At 56.8% G+C, this 23,159-nt stretch carries 16 protein-coding genes; 6 read left to right on the forward strand and 10 right to left on the reverse strand.

Features of this window, described 5'->3' with window-relative positions:
• The first annotated feature begins 1 nt into the window (after position 1).
• Positions 2-2,653, forward strand: coding sequence for an ABC transporter permease (locus IEW09_RS02620; RefSeq protein ID WP_188552582.1), 2,652 nt, complete (start codon positions 2-4; stop codon positions 2,651-2,653).
• A gap of 221 nt (positions 2,654-2,874) precedes the next feature.
• Here the strand turns inward: IEW09_RS02620 and IEW09_RS02625 are convergent, their stop codons facing one another.
• Together IEW09_RS02625 and IEW09_RS02630 are read right to left on the reverse strand one after the other, a co-directional pair.
• Positions 2,875-4,080, reverse strand: coding sequence for a formylglycine-generating enzyme family protein (locus tag IEW09_RS02625; protein ID WP_229739037.1), 1,206 nt, complete (start codon positions 4,078-4,080; stop codon positions 2,875-2,877).
• A 75-nt stretch (positions 4,081-4,155) separates the two neighbouring features.
• Positions 4,156-6,030, reverse strand: coding sequence for an arylsulfatase (locus IEW09_RS02630; RefSeq protein ID WP_188552583.1), 1,875 nt, complete (start codon positions 6,028-6,030; stop codon positions 4,156-4,158).
• Between the two features lie 967 nt (positions 6,031-6,997).
• Here IEW09_RS02630 and IEW09_RS02635 point away from each other — a divergent pair.
• Positions 6,998-10,264, forward strand: coding sequence for a TonB-dependent receptor (locus IEW09_RS02635; protein WP_188552584.1), 3,267 nt, complete (start codon positions 6,998-7,000; stop codon positions 10,262-10,264).
• A 165-nt stretch (positions 10,265-10,429) separates the two neighbouring features.
• On the opposite strand, the gene dnaN is transcribed toward IEW09_RS02635, so the two are convergent.
• Positions 10,430-11,587: a DNA polymerase III subunit beta gene (gene dnaN / locus IEW09_RS02640; RefSeq protein ID WP_188553185.1), complete on the reverse strand. Its 1,158-nt coding sequence runs from the start codon at positions 11,585-11,587 to the stop codon at positions 10,430-10,432.
• Positions 11,588-12,481: 894 nt separating this feature from the next.
• On the opposite strand from dnaN, the gene IEW09_RS02645 reads away from it, so the two are divergent.
• A complete protein-coding gene (locus IEW09_RS02645; RefSeq protein WP_188552585.1) occupies positions 12,482-13,120 on the forward strand; it encodes an NAD(P)-dependent oxidoreductase in 639 nt (212 codons plus the stop codon).
• Between the two features lie 152 nt (positions 13,121-13,272).
• On the opposite strand, the gene IEW09_RS02650 is transcribed toward IEW09_RS02645, so the two are convergent.
• From IEW09_RS02650 to IEW09_RS18855, 5 genes are all read right to left on the reverse strand, one after another.
• The gene (locus IEW09_RS02650; RefSeq protein ID WP_188552586.1) at positions 13,273-13,776 is read right to left on the reverse strand and encodes a YybH family protein; all 504 of its coding nucleotides are present in this window, start codon (positions 13,774-13,776) and stop codon (positions 13,273-13,275) included.
• Positions 13,777-14,006: 230 nt separating this feature from the next.
• The gene (locus IEW09_RS02655) at positions 14,007-15,014 is read right to left on the reverse strand and encodes a class I SAM-dependent methyltransferase (RefSeq protein ID WP_229739038.1); all 1,008 of its coding nucleotides are present in this window, start codon (positions 15,012-15,014) and stop codon (positions 14,007-14,009) included.
• A gap of 373 nt (positions 15,015-15,387) precedes the next feature.
• Positions 15,388-16,821: a chromosomal replication initiator protein DnaA gene (dnaA, locus tag IEW09_RS02660; protein WP_188552587.1), complete on the reverse strand. Its 1,434-nt coding sequence runs from the start codon at positions 16,819-16,821 to the stop codon at positions 15,388-15,390.
• Positions 16,822-17,606: 785 nt separating this feature from the next.
• Positions 17,607-18,470 (reverse strand): aldo/keto reductase, encoded by an 864-nt coding sequence (locus IEW09_RS02665; RefSeq protein WP_188552588.1) that lies wholly within the window; start codon positions 18,468-18,470, stop codon positions 17,607-17,609.
• A 616-nt stretch (positions 18,471-19,086) separates the two neighbouring features.
• Positions 19,087-19,929 carry a DpnI domain-containing protein gene (locus IEW09_RS18855; RefSeq protein WP_373282787.1) on the reverse strand — a complete coding sequence of 281 codons (843 nt, stop codon included), beginning with the start codon at positions 19,927-19,929 and terminating at the stop codon, positions 19,087-19,089.
• Positions 19,930-20,005: 76 nt separating this feature from the next.
• Here IEW09_RS18855 and rpmH point away from each other — a divergent pair, with 76 nt between their 5' ends.
• The 3 genes from rpmH (at position 20,006) to rnpA (ending at position 21,394) form a co-directional block, all read left to right on the forward strand.
• Positions 20,006-20,161: a 50S ribosomal protein L34 gene (gene rpmH, locus IEW09_RS02675; RefSeq protein ID WP_162539606.1), complete on the forward strand. Its 156-nt coding sequence runs from the start codon at positions 20,006-20,008 to the stop codon at positions 20,159-20,161.
• Between the two features lie 374 nt (positions 20,162-20,535).
• Entirely contained in the window at positions 20,536-20,688 is a 153-nt protein-coding gene (locus tag IEW09_RS02680) for a hypothetical protein (protein WP_188552590.1), read from the forward strand.
• A gap of 280 nt (positions 20,689-20,968) precedes the next feature.
• Positions 20,969-21,394: a ribonuclease P protein component gene (gene rnpA / locus IEW09_RS02685; RefSeq protein WP_188552591.1), complete on the forward strand. Its 426-nt coding sequence runs from the start codon at positions 20,969-20,971 to the stop codon at positions 21,392-21,394.
• Between the two features lie 70 nt (positions 21,395-21,464).
• On the opposite strand, the gene IEW09_RS02690 is transcribed toward rnpA, so the two are convergent.
• Complete coding sequence (locus IEW09_RS02690; protein WP_229739040.1) at positions 21,465-22,100, reverse strand: TetR/AcrR family transcriptional regulator; 636 nt, start codon at positions 22,098-22,100, stop codon at positions 21,465-21,467.
• A 93-nt stretch (positions 22,101-22,193) separates the two neighbouring features.
• A complete protein-coding gene (locus tag IEW09_RS02695) occupies positions 22,194-23,003 on the reverse strand; it encodes an SDR family NAD(P)-dependent oxidoreductase (protein ID WP_188552592.1) in 810 nt (269 codons plus the stop codon).
• Positions 23,004-23,159: the final 156 nt, after the last annotated feature.

Below are 23,159 nucleotides of genomic sequence, written 5' to 3' on the forward strand. Positions count from 1 at the left end.
CATGAAAGGGTGGCAGATTCGGAAGCGCGATGCGGACCTTGAGCGAGAACTGCAATCTGACCTCGAACTGGAAGAAGAAGAGCAGCGCGCGAACGGCTTGTCTGCGGAGGAAGCACATCGGGCCGCCCGGCGCGCCTTCGGCAATACGACTCTCATTCGGGAACACATCCACGAGGCATGGGGCTGGGCGCCAGTGGAACGAATCCTCCAGGACGCGCGTTACGCAATTCGACAACTATGGAGGGCCCCGGGATTCAGCATCGTTGTGATGCTGACGCTTGCACTTGGTATCGGCGCGACAACGGCGATTTTCACGCTGGTTTATGACGTGATGCTGCGCCCGCTGCCTTTCGCGCAGCCGGATCGGATTGTGACTATCGAAGAGAAAGTCGCGGAATGGAGCAATCTCTATCCGGCCCTGCCGGTAAGCGCAAATCACTTCACTTTCTGGCAACAGCACAACCGCAGTTTCGACTCAATGGCGGTCATGCAGCAAGGCTCTGTGCCATTCGGAGCCAGCGGGCGGTCCCTACAAGTAGGAGCGTTGTGGGCCACGCCCGGAATCTTCTCGGTTCTCCGGGTGCAGCCCGAACTGGGGCGGCAATTCACCGTTGATGAAGCGCAACAGGGACATGAGCATGTTGCAGTTCTTACGTATGACTTGTGGCATGAGCAATTCGCTGGAGATCCCCACATTCTGAGTAAGACGATTTTGGTGAATGGGTTTCCGTACTCAGTCATTGGAGTGATGCCAAAGTCTTTCCACATGCCTTCGATACAGACGATGGCTACCATTGGCAGTACCAACCACGAGCTGCCCATTGGGATCCTGGTGCCACTGGCCTTCTCGAAGGAGCGGCTCGCCGAAGAGATGGGTGATCTGAATTACTTCGGACTGGCACGTCTGAAAACCGGAACATCCATTGCGGTGGCGAACGCTGAGTTGAATGCGCTCCAGCACACAATCGCCGCAAATCTGCCTGCGGATGAGAAAGCGACTCTCTCTGCTCAGATCATGCCTTTCCAGGAAAAACTGGTAGGAAACAGCCGCCAACCACTGATGATCCTGCTAGGGGCTGTTATGGGTTTGCTGCTGGTGGGTTGTGTGAACGTCACGAATTTACTGCTTTCTCGCGCAGTCAGCCAGAAGCGACAAATGGCGGTGGCAGCCGCATTGGGTGCAAGCCGTGCCGAGTTGGTGCGTATGGCAATTCGTGAAACCGCTGTGCTCGCCGTGATGGGAGGTGGACTGGGTGTTCTGCTGGCAGCCAGCATCGTTCCCGGCATGCAGCGATATCTGCCGCCGGCGCTTAACTTTCGCGGCCCTCTGCATCTGGACTGGGTTGGAGTAGGATGTGCGTTGTTTCTGGCTGTACTTGCTACCTTGGCAGCAGGCGCAGCGCCAGCGTTCATGATCTCCCGTACAGCTCCGCAGGAAGTTCTGCACAGTGATTCGCGACTGACCAGTGAATCACTTGGGAGCCGACGAGCGCGCCGTTTTTTGGTAGGAACTGAAGTTGCAGTGAGCGTCGCTCTGGTACTAATGACCGCGATGTTGACGGCGAGCCTGGTAAAGCTGATGGATGTAGACTCTGGATTCACAACTGAGCGGACCATCGCAGCCACGGTGAACCTGCCGTCAGAGTCCTATCGCGATGACCAGCATCGCGCAGCGTTTTACCGCGAAGTTCTTGAGCGTATCAATGGGCTGCCCGGGGTGGAGCATGCGGCCTTCACGAGTACTTTGCCGTTGACGGCGGGTGGCTGGGGACTTATGGCACGGGTTACCGGAGATAGTCGGCCCGTGACGCAGTTGCCGCTTGAGACCGTTCGCTCTGTCAGTCCTCAATATTTCTCGGGGATTGGTCTCCGAATGATCGCGGGGAAATCATTCGGAGAGGATGACTGGGGCAAGAACCTGGCATTGGTTTCGGAGAAAACGGCCAAGACGCTGTGGCCCGGAAAAGATCCCCTTGGGCGGCAATTCAATTTGGAGGATCCGGCCACTGAAAAACCATTTACCGTCGTCGGTGTTGTAGCAGACGCCCGGACGGTGTCTCTGGCGAAACCGGACCCGATGCTGATTTACGTACCGTATTGGTATCGCTGCGAATCGATGGGCGGCCTGATAATCCGGACCCATCAAGACCCTTCCGAAATGGCAGATGCGATTCGGCAGACTATTTGGAGTATTGACCGAGGTGTACCTGTTCCAACAGTGCGTGCGCTGGGGGGCATTGTTGCGGATTCGATAGCAAACCGGCGCTTTGAGATGGACCTTTTGCTTCTCTTCGCTGTTAGCGCACTGTTTCTTGCGGGACTAGGCATCTATGGCGTTCTGACGTATTCAGTATCGCAACGCTATCGCGAAATGGGGTTGCGCCTGGCGCTTGGAGCGCAGCGGACGAACCTATATTGGCTAATTCTCACCGACGGACTACTGCCGGTTGGACTCGGTGCAGTTGCGGGAATTGCTGTGGCCTTCGGATCGGCGCGTATGGTAAGTGGTCTGCTTTTTCAGGTCAGCCCATATGATCCGGTGCTGAGTGTTGGCGCGGTAGGCGTACTGCTAGCGGTAGGGACAATCGCATGTCTATTGCCAGCGCGTCGTGCGGCAGCAGTGGAACCGATGCAGGCGCTGCGAACAGAATAAGCAATTGCCAGGAAATCCGGTGAAAACCATCCGTGGGCATTCTGATAGCGAGTATTTGCGATTCCCAAGGAACGAGCCTGCGCGAAACTCAGTAGGTGGAACACGGATGTCGACGCGTGAGCGATATCGGTATCGCACTGTTGGTTTAATTGGACGAAGGTGGACTCGGCAAGAAGTAACGCTAACTGTTCAATAGCCCAGTAAGTGCGCTTCGCAGGTGATCACTTTGAAGCGTGCAGAAGCAGCGCACGGCGATTATTCGGGCATTCGCGCACCTTGGTCACAACCGCATCTGATCGATCTTTTACGCAGCGAAAGCCAACATGATTCGTCGCGCTGTTGACCTCACCCTTGCCGCGTGTTCCAACAATATAGCGAGAGCAGTACTGAGAGGTGCAGAGGAACGAGCCGCCGCGCTGCACCCGTTTTACAGCTCCGGGCTCATCAGGATCCAGCGACGTCTCCGGCCCTTGCGGATTTTGCGACACCTTTCCGGAAACGGCAAGCTTTGCATAGTAGTCGGCACGATATAGATCGCTGGTCCACTGCCACACATTCCCGGTAATGTCATAGAGGCCATAAGCATTGGGGGCATATTGCGAAACCATCGCGATTCCCGCATGCCCATCCTCAGCGCTGTCATGGTCCGGAAAATGGCCTTGATGCGTATTGGCCATCCACTTGCCGTCGGGGTGCATGCTATCGCCCCATGCATACGTCTTTCCAGTAAGACCACCGCGCGCCGCGAATTCCCATTCCGCCTCTGTGGGCAGACGCTTGCCGGCCCACTTGGCAAAGGCAACCGCATCTTCATAGGCAACCTGCACGACCGGGTAGTTTTCCTTCCCTGCGATATTGCTCCTGGGCCCAAGGGGATGACGCCAATTCGCTCCGGGCACATAACTCCACCACTGCGAATAGTCGTCGAGAGAAACGGGATTCTGGGGAGGAGTAAACACCAACGATCCTGCGACCAGCTTCTCGTGGGGCACACCCGGAAAGTCTTCGGCCCTGGGTTTTCGTTCCGCTACGGTCACATAACCCGTCGCCTTCACAAACCTTGCAAACTGCGCATTGGTGACATCGGTCTTATCCATCCAGAAGCCGTCAACATACACCCGATGGATCGGGCGCGCATCACTCATCGCTTCGTGCCCGCCATCGGGCAGAGTGCGCGGATCTTTGCTCCCCATGGAGAACTCTCCGCCAGGAATCCACACCATCCCAGCCGGAGGATTCCCTGGAGCCGGGCCACGATTCTGCACCGTTGGCAGAAAGAATGCACGCGTCGTAGAAGTGGTCGATGCGGACGATGGATGGACAGCAGCCTGCGTCCCGGACTTTCCCAGGCAAGCGAAAGCAACCACCGCAAGAGCTAATGCAGAGAGCACTCGAGTTGGGGCAGCGCTTGGAGAATATGTCTTCACAATTGGTCCTCGACATTCGCGGGTTACGAAATGTCATACAAGAGAGGCGGAGTTTCCTCCGCCTCTCTTGGCTAGCTATTGGTTTTCACTGCTCTTGGTTATATCTTTCACAGCATCGAAGAACGACTTGGAGTCTTTGGTGCGGTGAATCCTCCCGTTGATCACATCGTCCCATGTGATGTAGGGATAGAGATTATGAGTTTTGGCCTGCTCTTCGAACAGAGCTTTTAGTTCAGCCAACTTCTCGGGATACTTTTTGGCTAAGTCAATTCGCTCTGTGTAGTCGTCATTCAGGTTGTAGAGTTCCCACGCGTTTTCATCAAAGGCTTGTTTGCTCGCCGCGTTTCCAGTGATCAGGCTGTTGGGATAAGGCAATTCGGCTTTCCACCCATCTTTATAAATCGCTCTTGAGCCAAAGATGTAGTAGTACTGCACGGTGTGGCGGGAGGGCGCCTTGGCATCATTGATCGAGTACGCCAGGGAAGTTCCCTCAATGGGCTGCTGCTTGATTCCCCTGATCTCGTCGGGCGCCTTGACGCCAACAAGATCGAGTGTCGTCGGAAGAATGTCAATTACGTGACTGTACTGAGTACGAATTCCTCCTTTGTCCTTAATTCCTTTCGGGTAAAAGACAATAAGCGGATTGTGAGTACCGCCTTCACTATTCGCGTCCTCCTTCCAGTACTTGAAAGGAGTATTTGCGGCCTGTGCCCAACCAAGTGGATAATTCCCCTCGACAGCAGCGGGCGTACCAATCTCCCCAATCTTTCTCAAGTTATAAGCAATGTTTTCTTTTTCCGGTAAAGTAGCGCTCACTAAAGAGCGATCGATATCCCCGTTCAAAGTGCCTTCTTTGCTTGCGCCATTGTCGCCAATCGAAATGAATATAAGCGTATTGTCCAATTGGTTGATCTCTTTTAAGTGGTTGATCAAGCGGCCAACTTCATAATCTGTGTACGTCAAGTAGCCTGCGTACACTTCCATGAAGCGTGCATAAAGTTTTTTCTCGTCCGGTGATAACTGGTCCCATGCCTTAATATCCGGGTTGCGCTCAGGAAGTTTTGCATCGGCAGGAATAACGCCGAGTTTTTTCTGACGTTCAAAAACCTCCTCACGATAAGCATCCCAGCCCTTGTCGAATTTGCCCTTGTATTGATCGCTCCAGTATCTGTCTACCTGGTGCGGAGCATGCGTGGCGCCGGGTGCGTAATAAAGAAAAAATGGCTTTTCCGGAGCTACCCTCTCCTGACGATCGATATAGCTGATGGCTTTATCGGTGATCTGAGCGTTCAGGTGGCGGCCATCGGGACGGACGTGGGCCTGATCTTCCACCAGGTCCGGCTTGTATTGATCGGTTTGCGAACCAAGGAATCCGAAGAAGTGGTCAAAACCTTTTCCGGTTGGCCAGCGATCAAATGGCCCTGCATCGGTCGCATCTTCGTCAGGAGTTACACCGTATTTTCCAACTGCGAATGTGTTGTAGCCATTCGCACGAAGGATCTCTGCAATGGTTCCGGCTGAGGACGGAATTCTGCCATCCCAGCCGGGGAATCCGGCGGACATAACCGTGTGTGAAAATCCAGCTTCGTGCACGGAGGAGCTGTTACGGCCAGTCAGCAGCGCTGCGCGGGTTGGGGCGCAGATCGCGGTTGTATGGAAGTTTGTATAACGCAAACCATTGTTAGCCAGACTGTCAAACGTGGGAGTCTGGATGAGGCCGCCGAATGTGTTGGCAGCGCCAAAGCCCACATCATCGAGGAGGATCCACACTACGTTGGGGGCACCTGCAGGTGCCTTCACAGGCTCCGGCCACCATTCTTTTGACTGGGCGAGGGTTCTGCCAACGACTCCCTGATACGGCTGTGGCGTTTGAGCATGCAGTGAGAGACTCAGACTCGTCGTAAATATTAACGTCGAGATCAACTTATTCAGTACGCTTTTCTCTTTCATAGATCTCCTGTTGGTTCAAGTTATTCAAAGAGGATTCGAGTACGTATCGAGCCCATCGTCGGCCCGTACGAAACCCGTGCCTTCTGCCCGAAAAGAGGTTTCCCTTCTCCAGGTAGTAGCAGTAAGTGCAATTGAGGTTGCAGATTGGCCTGTGCCGCTAGGCCATGACAGGAAACGGCTTCATGCGAACTGGTTCCTTATTTCCAGCGAAGGAGCGAAGCTCCAATAGAAAACCCACGAGTTCGACTCGTGGGTGCGCCTTGAGGATCCAGTCCGAATCAATGTCCGGAAGCCGTCAGCGTAATTCCGCGAAGTCGCTCAACTGTCTTAGAGGGAGACAGGGCGACAACAACAACTGCGGAACTGGAGTTTCTTTGTCATGCTGACTTACTCTCGCGGATTCAAATTAAGTTTGCTAATTTGGCGATGAGTTATTCAGATAGTGCACGGAAGAAGATTTCGTGTCAAGAGCGTGAGCGAATTTAGTCCTCAATATCACGTCAGTGAAACACGCTTGGCGATTCTCGATTTCTATGGCATGATACGCATCATGCAGAGTAAGTTGCGATTCAGTTCAACGGTCAAGTGTGCAACGCCGGCTCCCCGCCGCGCGTGTAGCTGTTGTTGATTCCTCTGTACCGAGACATCCCCACAAAATTTTGAGAGTCGCTGCGATAGCAGTGTTGCTGCACGATCGTCATCCGTGAATGCACGGCGATCGTGTAGCTACTACAGTTCATCGTTTTGCGCTCACCTACGCAAGGAGCAACCAGGTGCTTATTCGCCGTCTTACTTCGCGTTGTCGCTAGTTACCTCTCCGAAAAACTGAGATAGCTCGCCATCACGGGCTGCTTCAACACAATCCATCGGACGCAGTAGCCACAAGGCAAAGTGTCCCGGCTTGCGGCCGCGGCCGTGCGCCCAATGTTCTTTGCGATCACACGTTGATCGCAACCTGGAGGCAATGATGTTGCTGTCAAGATCCAATGAGGTTCATGCGCGAGCCAATAAGCTGCTCGCGCTCATCGTACTTTTACTGATTTTCGTTGCGAGCCATCGCAGTTACGGACAGGTGGAAAAGGGAGTAATCACCGGACAGGTCAAGGATAGTTCTGGTGCCCTGGTCGATCACGCGCAGGTGACGCTACGAAACGTAGCGACGGAACTCCCCACCACTACCACCACCAATGGTGAAGGAATTTACGTCTCGCCGCCATTGAATCCGGGAGACTACGAGGTAAAGATCGCCGCGCCTGGGTACAGCGGCTCGATCAGCCATGTTCGCCTTGATGTTGCGCAGCGTTTGACAGTCGATGCGACACTCGCGGTTGGCGATGTGAGTCAATCCGTCGATGTGCAGGCGAATACTGTGCAATTCGACACGGAGACAGCAACGATTTCGAACCTGCGCACGGAAGAGGCCGTACACAATCTTCCGCTCAATGGACGCAACTTTGCGGAGTTACTTGGCCTGGGCGCCGGTGTGGTTCCGGGACAGTCGCAGATGACCGGCGTCGTTCCGCTGGCGCAGCAGCGCGGCCCAACTGCGTATGCCATCAACGGCCAGCGCATGACCGACAATCGTTTTCTGCTCGACGGTATCGGCGACAACGAAAACCATAACGGCCTGGGTGTGGTGATTTTTCCGCCCATCGATGCAGTGGAAGAGTTTCGTGAGCAGACCACCGACGCCGATGCGCGTTATGGCAGAGCGGCCGGAGGCATCATCAATCTTGTCTTCAAGTCGGGAACAAGTCACTACCATGGCGAAGCATTCGAGTTCCTTCGCAACTCCGCGCTCGATGCCAAGAACTATTTCGATAGCGGCAAAAAACCACCCTTTCATATGCACTCTTTTGGCGCAACGTTCGGTGGACCAGTTTTCCCGAGCAAGAATCCGCGAACATTCTTCTTTGTCGATTACGCAGGCGTGCGAACCAGCCAGGGCTTGACCAATGTGAACTCAATCCCGGCGTGGGGACCGCAGGGTGTCGGCGACTTTTCGCTTTACTCGCAAAAAGTGCACGATCCTGTGACCGGAGTCGCTTTCCCTGGAAACGTAGTTCCAGCATCGTACTTAGCCAGCGTGCAATCGCAAGTTGGCCAGAACATCTTAGCCCTCTTCGCCAGCAGCGGTGTAAAGTCCAACATCGCCGGAACTACGACAGCGAACAACTATCTCTATAGTCCGCAGCGCATCGATAACGGCAATGCTTTCGATGTGAAGGTGGATCATCAGTTCACAGACAATGACAGCGCGTTCCTGCGTTACAGTCACTCGTACGATGACATCCTTCAGCCGGGCCTGTTACCGACCCCACTTGTTGGAGCGGCAGTATCCGGGCCTGCCCAGCAGCCGGCGCATCAGGCCGTACTGAGTGAAACGCATGTGTTCTCTCCGACACTGTTGAACACTGCCCGCTTCGGATGGTCGCGCATCTTCATTACCGCGCAGAACTTTGATGCTGGCCTGAACCTTCCTACAAAACTGGGTATTCCTGGCGTCATCGTTCCCGGAGATGAAGCGCATACCGATGGATTGCCGTACATGAGCATCGTCGGCGCTACAGCAATCGGTGATTCCATCAACAGCCCAACGCAGATCGGCACCAATAACTATCAGGGGAACGACAACGTCACGATTGTTCACGGAAAACACTCCATCGATGTAGGCACTGAGGTGGTTCGGCTGCAATACAACATGTATCAGACTCTTGCGGAACACGGCACGATGGCCTTTACCGGAAACTTCACCGGACTCGGATTGGCCGACCTGCTTCTTGGCGCACCCACCTCGGGCGTCTATCAATACCAGCCGGGCACAAGGGGATTTCGCCAACTGGATCTTTCGTTCTATGGGCAGGATAGTTACAAAGTGAGCGATCGGCTAACGCTGGCTCTCGGCCTGCGTTACGACAACTTCCTCGGCTGGCCGTGGACAGAGGTTAACAACCGCGAGTATCAATTCGATCCCGCACTCTCGACCACAGCAGTGTTTCAGGTAGGCACTCACGGTATTCCGCGGAGCGGCGTCCTTGGCAACAACCTCGACTTTTCGCCGCGCGTCGGCTTCTCGTACAAGGTGGCATCGAAGACCGTTGTTCATGGCGGGTTCGGCATCTATTACCAGGCACCTCAGGTTGCGAATTCGTATACTCTGGGCGCGAATGCCCCGGCGATTGACTACTGGGCCTTCAACAACACGACTTATGGCGCCGCGGGATTCAATTATGTCTCGAATGGCTTCGTTCACACGCGCTCAACCACCAGCGCACCTGCAGGTGCTCCGCTCTATGCTATCGATCCAAATGCAAAGATGCCCTACAGCGAGCAGTGGCATGCCAGTGTGCAACAGGAGATCGGCGAATCCAACCGAATCACGGTCGCTTACGTCGGGAATGTGGGCGTTCATCTCGATGGGCTTCTCGACATCAACCAGGCTACGCCGGGAACGACGCCGATCGCCACGCGTCGTCCTTACCCTTACTTCTCGCAGATCTGGCAACTGCAGACCAACCTGGTGTCGAACTATAACGGTCTGCAGGTGACGGCGGAGCGGCGCTCAAAGAACCTGGGCTATCAATTTTCCTACACCTACAGCCACGCGCTCGACGAAAATTCATCCAACCCCGGCAATATTGTGAATTCCTATAACAAGCATGCCGATTACGGAAACTCCGATCAGAATATTCCCAGTCGATTTGTCGGCAGCGTGAACTACACGTTGCCCTTCCGTGGTTCGGGAGTGTATCGGCCACTCGTGCAGGGCTGGCAGGTGAATGCCATTGCAACGTATTCCGACGGTATCCCGTTCTCAGTGTCTTCCGGCGCCAATTCACTCGGCGTTGCCGACGGTATCGTGCCGCGCGCACAGTTCATTGGCTCAACAGGAAATGGCTCGCTTCCTTCGGGGCAACGGACGCTGAAGCAGTGGTTCAATACTGCAGCGTTCGCCAATCCGGGCACGCAGCAATGGGGCAACTCGGGCCGCAACATTCTAGAGGGGCCGGGTACGAAGAACGTGGATTTCTCTGTGTTCAAGACCGTCCCGCTCCATGAGACGACAAGCCTGCAGTTACGATCGGAGTTCTTCAACCTCTTCAATTCTCCGCAATTCAACAATCCCAATGCGACTGTGGGTCCGGGGTTTGGCACCGTTTCCTCGGCTGGATCTCCAACCACACTGCAGAGGGTTTCACGTGAGATTCAGCTTGCTGCCAAGATCGTCTTCTGATCGGCCCGGGGTACAAACTGACGCACGTTGAAGACGGTGGACGACACAGAAACCTGCGTTCGTCCACCGTTTCCACTTCATGACAGGCTTGTTTGCAAGCTCAACAGGATTCCTCTGCTGCTGTGAAGCTTATGCTGAATCTGCCGACCGCCAGCGAGCCGATTCTCAAATCCGCATCGGCATCAGGATGTAGCGATACTTCACATCCTCGTTCGCATCCTCTGGCCGCATCTGGCCGGCGCTCTGCGCGTCCTTGAACTCCAGCCTTACCTCACCGGTGTTACCGATCGCCTTCAAAAAGTCGATCAGGTACTGGCTGTTGAAGCCCACCACCAGCGGATCGTAGTTGTACGGCGTCTCAATCGTATCTTCCGACTCGCCAGCGTCCGTCGAAGAAGAAGACAGCTTCAGCTCGTTCTGCTCCAGCCGAATCTTGATCGCGCCCGAACGCTCGTCAGCAAACTGCGCTACGCGCTGAATCGAACCCATCAGATCTTCCGAGCGCACAATCACAAACTTGGTGTTGTCGCGCGGCAGCACCGCCTCATAGTTCGGGAACTGCCCCGTCAGCTTGCGGCTCGTCAGCACGCGCCCGCCAATCTTGAAGAACAGCGTCTGGTCGTCGTCGGCAAACTCCAGCGACTCCGCCTCCGTGCTTCCCAGCAACCCCGAGATCTCTGCCAGCGCCTTGCGCGGAATCAGCGTCTTCTTTTCACCCGAGATGCCCTCAAGCGTCTCGCCCAGCTTCTCAATGTGCGCGAGGCGATGTCCGTCCGTCGCCACCATCGCCATCGACTCCGCCTTCAGCACCAGCAGCGCACCGTTCAGCGTGTAGCGCGACTCCTCGTTCGAGATGGCGAAGATCGTCTTCGAGACCATGTTCTTCAGCGACGGCACCGAGATCTTGACTGCGGAGGACGCGGGAAACTCCGGGACTTGAGGGAAGTTGGCGCGTGCCATGCCGACCATCTTCGTGTTTGAACGGCCAGCGCGAATCTGCACCCAGTGGTTGTCCATCAGCTTGATGGAGATGTCGCCCTCAGGCAGCAGCTTGATGTAGTCGTACAGCTTGCGCGCCGGAATCGTGCACGCGCCCGCCTTCTTCACCTTGGCCGTGCAGCTCGTGCGCAGGCTCTGGTCCAGATCGGTCGCCGTAATCGTCAGCTTATCGCCGTCGGCCTCGAACAGAAAGTTCGACAGGATCGGAATGGTCGTCTTGCGCTCCACCACCGACTGCGCCGCCGTCAGCTCGCGTAACAGCTCGGCGCGCGAGACGGTGATTTCGAGGTTGCCGGTGGGTGCTGCTGCTGCTGTCTCATCCATCGGGGTCTCCTGGGTCGCACTGGTGGTCGCGGTCGTCACTGTCGGTTCTCCGTAGGTTCAGTCATCAAATCTCAAGCGCCGGATTTCAGGCATGCGTCGCTTGCAAAAACTTTACACCGAATCGCAGCCCGCGTGCATTCCCCACCCGGTCCGCGCTCCGGCATTGGCTCGATTCTAGGGGCGAACCTTCTCCACCGCGACAACTTTCTTTGTGGGAAACAGGCGGTTTATGTGAGAGTCGGGGACGACCGTCTGTCGCTGCCGCTCAGCTGATACCAGTGCACAAACTACTGCCTGTGGCGCGAGTGTTGTTATGAAACAAGACTTAAACAGAACAAATACTCACCCTCATAATCATTGTCGTCGGAAAAGTGGATAACCTTCCTATCTGACTGACAACCCATCACTTCCCAACGGTACACGTTTTAGAAAACCTGTTCGTCAAAAATGCATCCCGAGGAAGACCCGACACCCGGACCCTGAAACCCGTCCGATTATCCGATTTATCCACAGCCCCCTTCGGCCCGATCTGAGAAGACCCGCCCCCATCGTGGGAATATCTCCCAACCAAAACAAAACGCAGGCAGTTGCTATACACACGTTTTTCACACTAATCCAACCCCGCAGAGGAAAACTCACTCCAAATCGTCAGAAGCCCCACCAGCAAGCGCATCCCGGCCATGCACCAAAAACGCAGCAACAAAAAGGGGAGCAAAAAGCACGTAACCTCGACCAAAGACGGGTGCCAAAGACGGGTGCGGGTGCCCCATGTCCCGATTCTGGGACATGGGCCGAACCACCCCAACCGCACGTCATCTCGACCGAAGGCGAAGCCGCAGTGGAGAGACTCCTATATTTCGCCTTTGCCTTACATCAAAACTAAGGAGAGCCACCATGAACGTAGCCATCTTTGGAGCCAGCGGGGCCACCGGACGCCTCCTGACCAAGCGCTGCTTCGATGCCGGCCACCATGTCACCGCGCTCCTGCGCCACCCCGAAACCTTCCCTCTGCGCCTGATCGTCCGCAGTGTGCCCGGCAGCGCCTTCGACCTCTCCGCCGTCGCCCAAACCATCGAAGGTGCCGACGTAGTCCTCTCCGCCCTCGGCGCAAACTCGCTCAAAAAAGAAGATGTCCTCGAGCGCGCCGTCCCCCAGATCGTCACCGCCATGCAGCAAAAAGGTGTGCGCCGCATCATCGTCCTCGGCTCCGCCGGTGCAAAGCCCGACGCGCTCGACAAGCAACCCGCCTGGCGCCGCTGGATCGTAGAAAACCTCGTCTACAAGACCTTCCTCAAATGGCCCGTCGCCTCGCAGCGCAGCCAGTACGCGACCCTCTCCGCCAGCCACCTCGACTGGACCATGGTCATGCCGCCCATGCTCACCAATGGCCGCGGCCGCGGCAAGTGGCGCATCGACCCCGACGCCCTCCCGCCCAACGCCAACCGCATCTCCCGCGAAGACGTAGCCGACTTCATGATGCAGCAGATCGACAACCCCCAATGGATCGGCAAAGCCGTCTACATCTCCTGGTAAGCCGCAAGCAGAGAAGAACCACCCAAACCCTGGGTGCCCCACGTCCCGCTTTTGGGACATGGGTTGAACCACCACAAAAACACGTCATCTCGACCGGAGGCGAAGCCGTAGCGGAGAGACCCCTGTATTTCCTCTCCGAACCACCCCCAACCCTACACCGGCACCGAAACCTTCCCCAGCACCGCCGCCTGATAAGCCGCCAGCATCTCTGGATACTCGATCGACCCATGATGATGCACCTGCCGCCACCGCACCCCGTCCCAGCGAAACAGACGCGACGTGCGGATCGCCAACTCCATCCTGCCCTCCGCCGTCTCCAGATAGCCGCGCTCGCGCCCCACTACCCAAAAGACCTCGCCCTGCCGATGCAGCGTGTAGTCCCAGAACTCGAAGCGGTACTCACGCGGCGCGGCAAACAGCTTCTCATAGACAGCGCGAATGTCATCCCATCCCCGCCGTATCCCGCCCAGCGGATTGTCCATCTCCGCCGAGGGTGACGCTCCCCACTGCGCCTCCATCAACGCCATGTCGCGCGCATTCAAAGCGCAATAAAACTCCGCCAGCGCCTCCAGCGGCTCCCTGCGCTCACCCAAAAACTCCGAGCCGGTAACAGCAGTCTGAACAGGAGACAAAGAGAGATCCGTAGTATCAGCCATCGTAGCCATAAGATGCCGTATCGATACCGAAGTTTCGCGAAGCGCACCCACCACAGTCGCACGTCATGCGGGGGCCCCACATCCCGCTTTTGGGACATGGGCTGAACCATCCACACGCCACCACAAACTCACGTCATCTCGACCGGAGGCGTGCGGTTTCATCGCACGCCGCAGTGGAGAGACCCCTGTATTTTGCAGTTGTCTCTCCACTCAAGCTCTACCCAAACCCGCTAAGCCTTCGTAGCCAGCACCAGCGGCGAAGGCCCCGGCACCTCCAGCAGGCGAGCATCCACAAACCCCGCCTCCCGCAGCCACTCGCCAATCTCCTCGAACGAGTACGTATCGCCCTCATCCGTATTCACCAGCATGTTCGTCGCAAAGAACAGCGACCCCACCGGCCCGGTCCGATCCTTGTTCACCAGAAACTCGCCAATCGCAATCGTCCCGCCCGGAGCCAGCGCGTCAAACGTCTTCTTGAGCAGCCTCCGGCTCCGCGCCTCGCCCTCGCTATGCAGAATATGGCCGAGCACCGCCACGTTGTGCCCATGCCCGAAATCGGCCTCCAGCAGATCGCCGCCCACATACGTATAGCGGTCGCTCAGCCCAAACCGAGCCACCGTCGCCCGCGTCGCCGGCAGCACATCCGCCCAGTCCACCGCCGTCACCGTTACACCATCGGCGCTCTCGGCCAGCGCAATGCTCCACACGCCCGACCCCGCCGCAAGGTCCAGTACCTTCGCGCCGCTGCCCAGGCCAAGATGCCCGGCCAGCACCTTCGCCGACGGATAGCTCATCGGAAAGATGTCAGTCACAAACTGCTGAAAGAACTCGCTCCCCGTGGCCTGCTCGTTGACCACACGCTCCGGCTTGCCCGTGCCGACAATCTCCGTCAACTCCAGCCACTTCGGAATCAGTTGCCGGCTCCCGTGCCGCAGAATCCCTCCCTGAAAGCCCGGCTTCGTGCTCACCAGAAACGCCGCGCTCTCCGGCGTCAGCGCATAGCGGTCGCCATCGGCCCGCGCCAGAAACGCCAGCCCCACCAGCACATTCATGATGCTGTGCAACCCGCGCTCCGAAGCTCCCGTCGCCGCCGCCGTCTCCTTCACTGTCTTAGGCCCCTCGTCGAGCACATCGAAGACGCGATGATGAATCGCCGCCTCCAACACCAAAGGAGGCACAAAGCCCCAGGTAAATTGCATAATCCGTTCAGGCGTAACCGCAGCAGAGGAAGTGTTCAAGGTGTTCTCCTTATAAGTAAAAGCGCAGAATTTTAGATAGGTAGAAAACTATTTTTAGACAGGGGCCCAAGGCAGCCATACTACCTCACCCCAAAGCCAAAGTCGCAAAACCCACATCAATTCATCAAAGCCGCACCAAATGCGGGCGCTCCACGTCCCGATTCTGGGACGTGGGTTGAACCACCCACACCGCCACCACAAAAGACGTCATCTCGATCAGACCCACCACCAATGCACGTCATCTCGACCGAAGCGAAGCGTAGTGGAGAGACCCCTGTATTTCGTCGTTGTACTTGCCGTTGCTTAGTCGCACTCTCACCCAAAAGAAAAAAGGCCGACCCAAGGCCGGCCTCTCTCCACCCGAACAAAAACCCTAGCTAAGCGTCTCCATCAGCTTATTCACCGTCTGGTTCAGCGCCTTGTCCGCCCGTCTCTGCTCATCGATCTTCGCAATCGAGTGCATCACCGTCGTGTGGTGCTTGCCGCCGAACTGCCGCCCGATCTCCGGCAGCGAAGCCTCCGTCAACTGTTTGGCGAGATACATCGCAATCTGCCGCGGCACCACGATCTGGCGCGAGTTGTTCTTCTGCTTCAGCTCGGCCACACGCATCCCGAACTGCTCCGCCACGCTGCGCTGGATCGCCTCAATCGTAATCTTGCGCACCTGCGTGTCGATGAACTGCTTCAGGCACTGCTGCGTCACCGCCAGCGTAATCTCGACGCCATGCATCGAGCACCACGCGATCAGCCGCACCAGCGCGCCCTCCAACTCGCGCACGTTCGTCCGCACGTTCGAAGCAATAAACAGCGCAACATCGGTAGGCAGCGCCGTCTGCTCGCTCTCCGCTTTCTTCTGCAGAATCGCCACCTTCGTCTCAAGGTCCGGCGGCTGAATGTCGGCGATCAATCCCCACTCAAAGCGCGATCGCAGCCGGTCCTCAAAGTCCGACAGCTCTTTCGGCGGACGGTCGCTCGCAATCACGATCTGCTTCATGCTCTCGTGCAGCGTGTTGAAGGTATGGAAGAACTGCTCCTGCGTCCGCTCCTTGCCCGCCAGAAACTGAATGTCGTCGATCAGCAGAACGTCCACGCTGCGGAACTTGTCGCGAAAGCTGGTCATCTTGTCGTAGCGCACCGAGTCGATCATCTCGTTGGTGAACTTCTCCGCGCTGACATAGCAGATCGAAGAGTGCGGTTGCCGACGCTTCACGTCATGGCCAATCGCATGCATCAGGTGCGTCTTGCCCATGCCCACGCCGCCATACAGAAACAGCGGGTTGTAGGCCTTCGAAGGCCGCTCCGCCACCGCCTGCGCCGCGGCCATGGCAAACTGGTTGCCGCTGCCGATCACGAACGCGTCGAACTGGTAGCGCGGGTTCAGCTGCGAAGCCGTGTTCCAGTCAAACCGCGACTGCTCCGGCCCTGCCTGCCGCGCTCCCGTCTGCGCGCCGCCCATCTTCGCATTCGGACTCGGAGCGTTGGGGCTGTGGCTGGGCAGCGGCGCAAAGCCGCCGTCCTCGCGCACCTTGGGCGCACGCGGGTCGTGCTCCGGCGTGGTAAAGGTCACCGACTCCACATCGAGGCCCAGGTTGTCGATCGCCTCCTGGATCAGGTCGGCGTAGCGGTCACCCACATGCTGAAAGTCGGCCGAGGGAATACGCACAAACAGCTTTTTGCCTTCGAGGTGCGAAAATCGCGTCGGCTTCAGCCATGTCTCGTACGACTGGCGATTGATCTTCTTCTCGAGTGCGGCGAGAATGCGAACCCAATGATTCAATACGGCGGTAGCCGTCGGAACGAATGACATTCTTAGTTTCCTTGTCTCTCTCTCTGTTCCAACCCAGCTGGGCACTAACAACGATCGCGTCTGAAAAAATCAAAAAGGAAACACCAGTCCTTCCCGGCTTGCAGGTGAGTGGGGAGGATTTCGTGTTGCCGGAATTCTCTTCGCGCTGACCGTCAACACACGGGTCGCAGAGAGCAGTCATTCAACGTAAAGCAGAGTGCGAAACAGCTGGACGTGCAGAAAACATCTTACTGAACGGGTTCGATAGTAGCACGGAAAACCGGGCGATTTTCATGCCCTTCCCGCAAAAAAAACAAGTTGCACCATTCCTTGTGAAGATCGAAAAAAGATGCCCGCAGGAAAGGAAAATTGCGTCGATAAAAACTTCCAATCCGTCTCCACGAAGACCCTTCGTGTGATAAAGAAGCGACCACCTCCGCACCGCATCTCAACCCGAAGTGCGGAATGCAAACGAAGCAAATCCCGAACCAGTTACCAAAGTGCGGGTACAAAAGCCGGGTGCCCCATGTCCCGCCACTGGGACATGGGTTGAACCACCACCACGTCCCCCGCAGATGCACGTCCTCTCGAATCGCACCCACGCTCCAACCGCCCGCACCTCTTATTTGTCATTCCCGAAGGGAATCTGCGTCTCGCTCGAACCACCAAAACCACAAACACACGTCATCTCGACCGAAGCAACGGACAGTTTTATCGTCCGTTGCGTAGCGGAGAGACCCCTGTATTTTTCGAACTCACGAAGCAGTAAAAACATCAGACAGTGCCGAGAGAACACCCAGCCGCCGCTACTTCGCCGCCGCCTCGATCTCCGCCCACTCCGCATCGCTCAGCTTCACGCTCGCCGCAGCGACATTCTCCTCCAGATGCTTCACCGAAGTCGTCCCCGGAATCGGCAGCATCACCTTCGACCGGTGCAGCAGCCACGCCAGCGACAACTGCGAGACCGTCGCTCCATGCTTCTTCGCCGCCTCATCCAGCTTGCCGCCCGGCTGTGCCAGCTTGCCCGCCGCCACCGGAAACCACGGAATAAACGCCAAACCATTCTTCTCGCAATACTCCACCACGTCCTCATGCTGACGGTCGCCGAGGTTGTACTGGTTCTGCACGCTCACAATCTTTACAATCTTCCGCGCCTGGTCGATCTCATGCGGCTTCACCTCGCTCAGCCCCACGTGGCGAATCTTGCCCTCCTGCTGCAGCTTCACCGCCTCGCCCAGCGACTCCTCCAGCGGTGTCTTCGGATCAATCCGATGTAGTTGCCACAGATCGATCCGCTCCACCTTCAGATAGCGCAGGCTCAGCTCCACCTCTTGCCGCAGATAGCTCGCACGCCCCAGCGGCTCCCACTTGTTCGGCCCCGGCCGCGTCAGCCCGGCCTTGGTCGCCACCACAACGCCCTTCGCATAGGGAGCCAGCGCGTCCCCAATCAGCCGCTCACTCACCGCCGGGCCATACGAGTCCGCCGTGTCGAAGAAGTTCACGCCCAGCTCGACCGCCCGCCGCAGCACCTTCTTCGCACCCTCGACGTCCTTTGGCTCGCCCCAGACACCGTCGCCGGTAATCCGCATCGCGCCATAACCCAAACGATGGACGCTCAAATCCCCGCCAATCGCAAACGTCCCGCTCGCCGCCGCATTTACATTCGCCATGCAAAATTGGATGCCTTGCTCGATTAAATGGTGCATTCAGATTCCAGAGCCCGTTTATGCGGTTTCACTCAAATCAAGTTTCACCGAGATTATCTCGTCCGGTGCGAGTTAGCCCGCAAAGTGACAGGCTGTCAACTAAAGATAATGGAATCAATTACACCTGCTATAAAGATCGCATTGTCTCGACTGAAGTAACGAAAGTACCGCACCTTCTCTCAACGGAAGCGACGGAAGATTATGGCAAACGACAGGCTGTCGCCGATACATATCGTAGATGGATCTGGGCGATTTACAAAACGCAGTGAAGGGCACCAAATAGCTTATCTGTCGCCCAAAACATATGATCAAAAAGCCGGGAATGATTATCTTTCGAGTCTATTTTGTGTAAGTTCCACCACGTCCGGTACCCACAACGGTGACGGTAATCTCCGACTGGCGAAATCAAGATCATCTTGATCAATATTTCGGCTTAAGTCGACAGATTTGTATGGAGTCATTTCGATATTGCATATCGGACACCGATCATCGCACATGGAGGACCATTCATCCTCCCAAATGTGGTGGCATCGCACGCAGCGATAGCAATTCAAAAACCATTGAACTTTCAACTCGAATTTCATAGGAGAGCGTCTCCTGTTGCTGTGGCTCCATAAACCAAGCGGTAGATTCCGCGGCCTTCAAAGAGGATAAGCCCTGCATCTCGAAGAACCTGCAACTGTTGTCGAATCTTCGGACGAATATTCTTATTCTCGGGGTACAAGATCGAAAGTTCTCTCTCGAATCTATAAGCGTCCTCAAGAGTAAATTTGGATGTTGGAAGCCGATGTAAACATTTCAGTAGAGCTCGCGACCAATTCCGACCACGGATGGGTTGAATTCGCAATCTTTCAGTCGCAGCAAATATGGCTCGGCTGCTTTCTTTTGAAACAGGCACACCATTTTCCATTAAGGGAATTCGCCCTTCAGGAGGTATGCCACTGAGCAGGATGTTACAGCCGATCCAACCTGCTCTCCTGGCGGTAGCCGATAAGGGTTTTCTTTGGCTGATTACTTCGCGGGTGATCAACGAACGATGGATCGCAACAAGATCGGTAATCATCGACGATTCTGAGTACCGCAAAAGCAAAAAACTCGACACACTGCCACTTTCAATGCGTCGGATCATAGAAATATATGCGCCGTCGACAATCTTTATTCCAAAGGGTCTCAGCGAACTCTTAAGTTCATAAGGATGGCCACAATCCCGACATTCAAAATCCCTAGCTTGAGTGTTTGCTGGTGTCGGTACAAGACGTTCGCTCTCACAAGCTAGACAATAGCCGTTGCTTGCCACCCATGATTCGCTCATAACGCGAGCCAATTGTGATTTGCTCCTGTAAGGCATAAACGAATAGTAGATTGGACTCCTATGCTGAGACTCTCTTCCTCCAGCCACCCCCCTGTGAAAAACCCGTCCCATCAGGTATACTCAGAAATTGCTGCATTAGCCTAAAAGTTTTGAGCAGGAACCGATTCCTGCCGCAGGAGTTTTTGTCATGCCGAAGCGTACCTTTCAACCCAACCGCCGCCACCGCGCCAAGACCCACGGCTTCCTCACCCGCATGAAGACCAAGGCCGGTGCTGCCGTTCTCAGCCGCCGCCGCGCCAAGGGCCGTCACAAGATCGCCGTCAGCGCCGGTTACCGCGACTAGTCGTCTTCCCGCATCACCCCAAAAGGCAAGTCACCTCAATGGCTTGCCGGAACACCGGGTAAGAATTTTCTAGTCCTGTACCACCCCCAAAAAATACACGTCATCTCGACCGAAGCCGCGCAGCAACACCGCGCGGCGCAGTGGAGAGACCCCTGTATTTTGCCTTCAGGTACCCCAAACCCGGGTGCCCACGTCCCGATTCCGGGATGCGGGTTTACGAAGCGCAACAAACCCTAACCCTCCTCAACCTGTATCGTTCTCCCCGCTCGCAAGAGGGGGCAACTCGTGCTGACTCCGGGCATCCAACTCCTGCATAGACCGGCTCCGCGTACGCGCAAGAAGAGCGCCGACCGATCCTCTGAAGGAGAAGCACTATGGACAAACAGAGACCACCCTCCCCACGCGACATGTCGCACAAGGGCGGGCAGCAGTCCGGACAACAGGCCAAGAGCGGCCAGGTCATGCCGCCCGGCAGCGGCCAGATGGCTCAGCCGCCCAAAGGCACGCCGACCCACGGCAACAAATAAGAAATCATCTCCATCAGCCCGAAGCCCGCCCTCTGCGGCGGGCTTCGCCTCGTCCGTCATAACCCATCTATATTCAGCACCAGCAATAAAGCACGTCATCTCGACCCAAGTGGGTGCCCCACGTCCCGCTTTTGGGACATGGGTTTACTACCCATCACACCACCCCCAACCTACGTCATCTCGACCGAAGCCCGAAGGGCGCAGCGGAGAGACCCCTGTATTTCGCACTTAACCTCACCCCGCAAAACCCGCCACCCATCATCCGCACTAAAATCAAGCCATGCCCTCCACCGCGGCCAGCTCCGGTAAACCCAAAGCAGCCATCACCTTCCGCCTGCGCAAACACGCCGACTACCAGCGCGTCTACAACGCCAGCCGCAAGCAGTTCGCCAAGCAGATGAGCTACTTCTTCACCCTCCGTCCCCAGCTCGGCCCCGACGGCACTCCCCTCCGCGACGCCGACGCCGTCAGCCCGCGCGTCGGCCTCACCGTGGGCAAGGTCATGGGCAAGGCCGTCGACCGCAACCGCATCAAGCGCCGCATGCGCGAGGCCGTCCGCCGCAACCTCGCCCTGCTCGACGCTCCCGTCGACGTCATCCTCCACCCCCGCCGCAGCGTCATCGACCTCGACTTTGCCCTCCTCGACCGCGAGGTAGCCACCGTCTTCCGCGCCATCCAAAAGTCCATTCAGAAGCAGCCATCCTGAAGCCTCACGCCATGTCCCAGGCCGACAGGGTCCCGCCGGAAGCACCCCTCGCCGTCAAGCCCGCCAATCGCTAGAGCGACTTCAGCAGCTCGTCGAACACATAATGCAGAAAGTCCTTCAGCGGCACATCGCTCTTGTCCGCTTGCGAGCGAAGCAAGGCTCCCTCCCAGCTATTAAGAATGAATCCTGCGAGCGTCGCCGCCTTGACAGACTTCGACAGGTCGCCCTTCTCGATGGCCTCTCGCAACACCGCGGCAACCGCAGCCTGCCAACTCGTGAAACTCGCGCTGATACGACCTTGCAGCAATGGGCTGACACCGGCAACTTCAAGGCTCAGGCTGCCGAGAAGGCATCCCGAAATCGGCGCAGCCGGTCCGGCCACGCGAATCAGGTCCTCGAAGTATCGCCGCAGCCGTTTCAGCGGAGCCTGCCGTACGTTTCCCAAAACCTCCTCGCAGTGCGTGCCTTCGAGCATCAGATAGCGTTCGATCAGCGCTACGGCGAACTCCTCTTTGCTGCCGAAGTGGTGATAGAACGAGCCCTTGGGCACGTCCGCTGCACGCAACAGCTCCTGCAGGCCCGTTGCGCCGTAGCCATGCCGACGCATCTGCTCAAGCCCGACTTCGATAAGCCGATCGCGGGTCGACAGGGACGCGGTGCCGACATCCATAGTGCCGCTTGAAACAACCTCCGCACGCGACGACATGGCACCTCGCTTTCTGTTGAAGAACGTGCGGCCCTGCGCGTGTACGCAGAGCCTGCATTCGTTATCGTACCTGTTCGTGCTGCAAGGCTTGACTTACTTTTGCGCCGCCACACCATAGCGGCTTGCCGGAAACTTGTGCGACAAATTCGGCGCAAGCGCGAGCCGCGTCTTCTCATACGCTTCAAAGTCAGCAACATCGGGCAGCGCGGGTATGGTGGCGAACTCTCCCTGATCGAGCCCCGCAAGCGATGCATCGACCATGTCCTCCGCACTCATCACCCACTCTGCCGGAAGGCTGTCCACCGGTACGCCTGCCTTGTCCCATAGCGGAGTCGCCGTCGCCCCCGGCAGCACCACCTGCACCGTCACTCCCTTGTCCGCAAGATCGTTCTTCAACGCCGTGCTGAAGTTCTGCACGTAAGCCTTTGTGCCGCTATAAACGCCATTCAGCAACTCCGGTGCCAGCGCCACAACCGAGCCGATATTGATAATCAGACCATTAGCGCGGGCAGCAAAGGCCGTCGCCGCAACCAGCGCCAGCCGCGTAAACGCCGCCACGTTCAACTGGATCATCTGGTCCATCTCCGCAACGTCGGACTCGAGCAGCTTGCTCGCCGCCGCAATCCCCGCATTGTTCACCAGCGCAGTAATAGAGCGGTCACCGGCGAGCCGCTCGGCAACTCGCTTAGCGTCTGCGGCGACAGTAAGGTCTGCCTGCAGCGTTTCGACCTTGCGGCCCGTCCCCGATTCGATCCGTTTCGCAACGTCATTTAGCTTGTCCTGGCTGCGTGCAACGAGGATGAGGTCGTAACCGCGCCTCGCAAGACGATCGGCATAGACGGAGCCGATTCCCGTAGAAGCGCCTGTAATAAGTGCAGTACCTTTGCTGACCTGACTGGACATGATGATGATCTCCTTTGTGAACGGCCATGGAGGGGCAGCCATTCGTTGCTGATATGAGTAGACCAGTCGGTCTAGCGATTCAAAAAGAACGTAATTTAAAAAGATCAGGAACGAGAACCTCGCCTTCGTCCCCGTTCCTGCCCTTTCGCTTTTCCT

Source organism: Edaphobacter dinghuensis (genome assembly GCF_014640335.1).
Taxonomy (GTDB): Bacteria; Acidobacteriota; Terriglobia; order Terriglobales; family Acidobacteriaceae; genus Edaphobacter; species Edaphobacter dinghuensis.

Excerpts from the sequence above, each read along its gene's own strand:
- IEW09_RS02635 (WP_188552584.1), top strand. The coding sequence starts at position 6,998 with ATGTTGCTGTCAAGATCCAATGAGGTTCATGCGCGAGCCAATAAGCTG.
- IEW09_RS18855 (WP_373282787.1), bottom strand. The coding sequence starts at position 19,929 with ATGGGACGGGTTTTTCACAGGGGGGTGGCTGGAGGAAGAGAGTCTCAG.
- IEW09_RS02630 (WP_188552583.1), bottom strand. The coding sequence starts at position 6,030 with ATGAAAGAGAAAAGCGTACTGAATAAGTTGATCTCGACGTTAATATTT.
- dnaN (WP_188553185.1), bottom strand. The coding sequence starts at position 11,587 with ATGGATGAGACAGCAGCAGCAGCACCCACCGGCAACCTCGAAATCACC.
- IEW09_RS02695 (WP_188552592.1), bottom strand. The coding sequence starts at position 23,003 with ATGTCCAGTCAGGTCAGCAAAGGTACTGCACTTATTACAGGCGCTTCT.
- IEW09_RS02680 (WP_188552590.1), top strand. The coding sequence starts at position 20,536 with ATGGACAAACAGAGACCACCCTCCCCACGCGACATGTCGCACAAGGGC.
- IEW09_RS02645 (WP_188552585.1), top strand. The coding sequence starts at position 12,482 with ATGAACGTAGCCATCTTTGGAGCCAGCGGGGCCACCGGACGCCTCCTG.
- IEW09_RS02690 (WP_229739040.1), bottom strand. The coding sequence starts at position 22,100 with ATGTCGTCGCGTGCGGAGGTTGTTTCAAGCGGCACTATGGATGTCGGC.
- rpmH (WP_162539606.1), top strand. The coding sequence starts at position 20,006 with ATGCCGAAGCGTACCTTTCAACCCAACCGCCGCCACCGCGCCAAGACC.
- IEW09_RS02665 (WP_188552588.1), bottom strand. The coding sequence starts at position 18,470 with ATGGCGAATGTAAATGCGGCGGCGAGCGGGACGTTTGCGATTGGCGGG.
- dnaA (WP_188552587.1), bottom strand. The coding sequence starts at position 16,821 with ATGTCATTCGTTCCGACGGCTACCGCCGTATTGAATCATTGGGTTCGC.
- IEW09_RS02620 (WP_188552582.1), top strand. The coding sequence starts at position 2 with ATGAAAGGGTGGCAGATTCGGAAGCGCGATGCGGACCTTGAGCGAGAA.
- IEW09_RS02650 (WP_188552586.1), bottom strand. The coding sequence starts at position 13,776 with ATGGCTGATACTACGGATCTCTCTTTGTCTCCTGTTCAGACTGCTGTT.
- rnpA (WP_188552591.1), top strand. The coding sequence starts at position 20,969 with ATGCCCTCCACCGCGGCCAGCTCCGGTAAACCCAAAGCAGCCATCACC.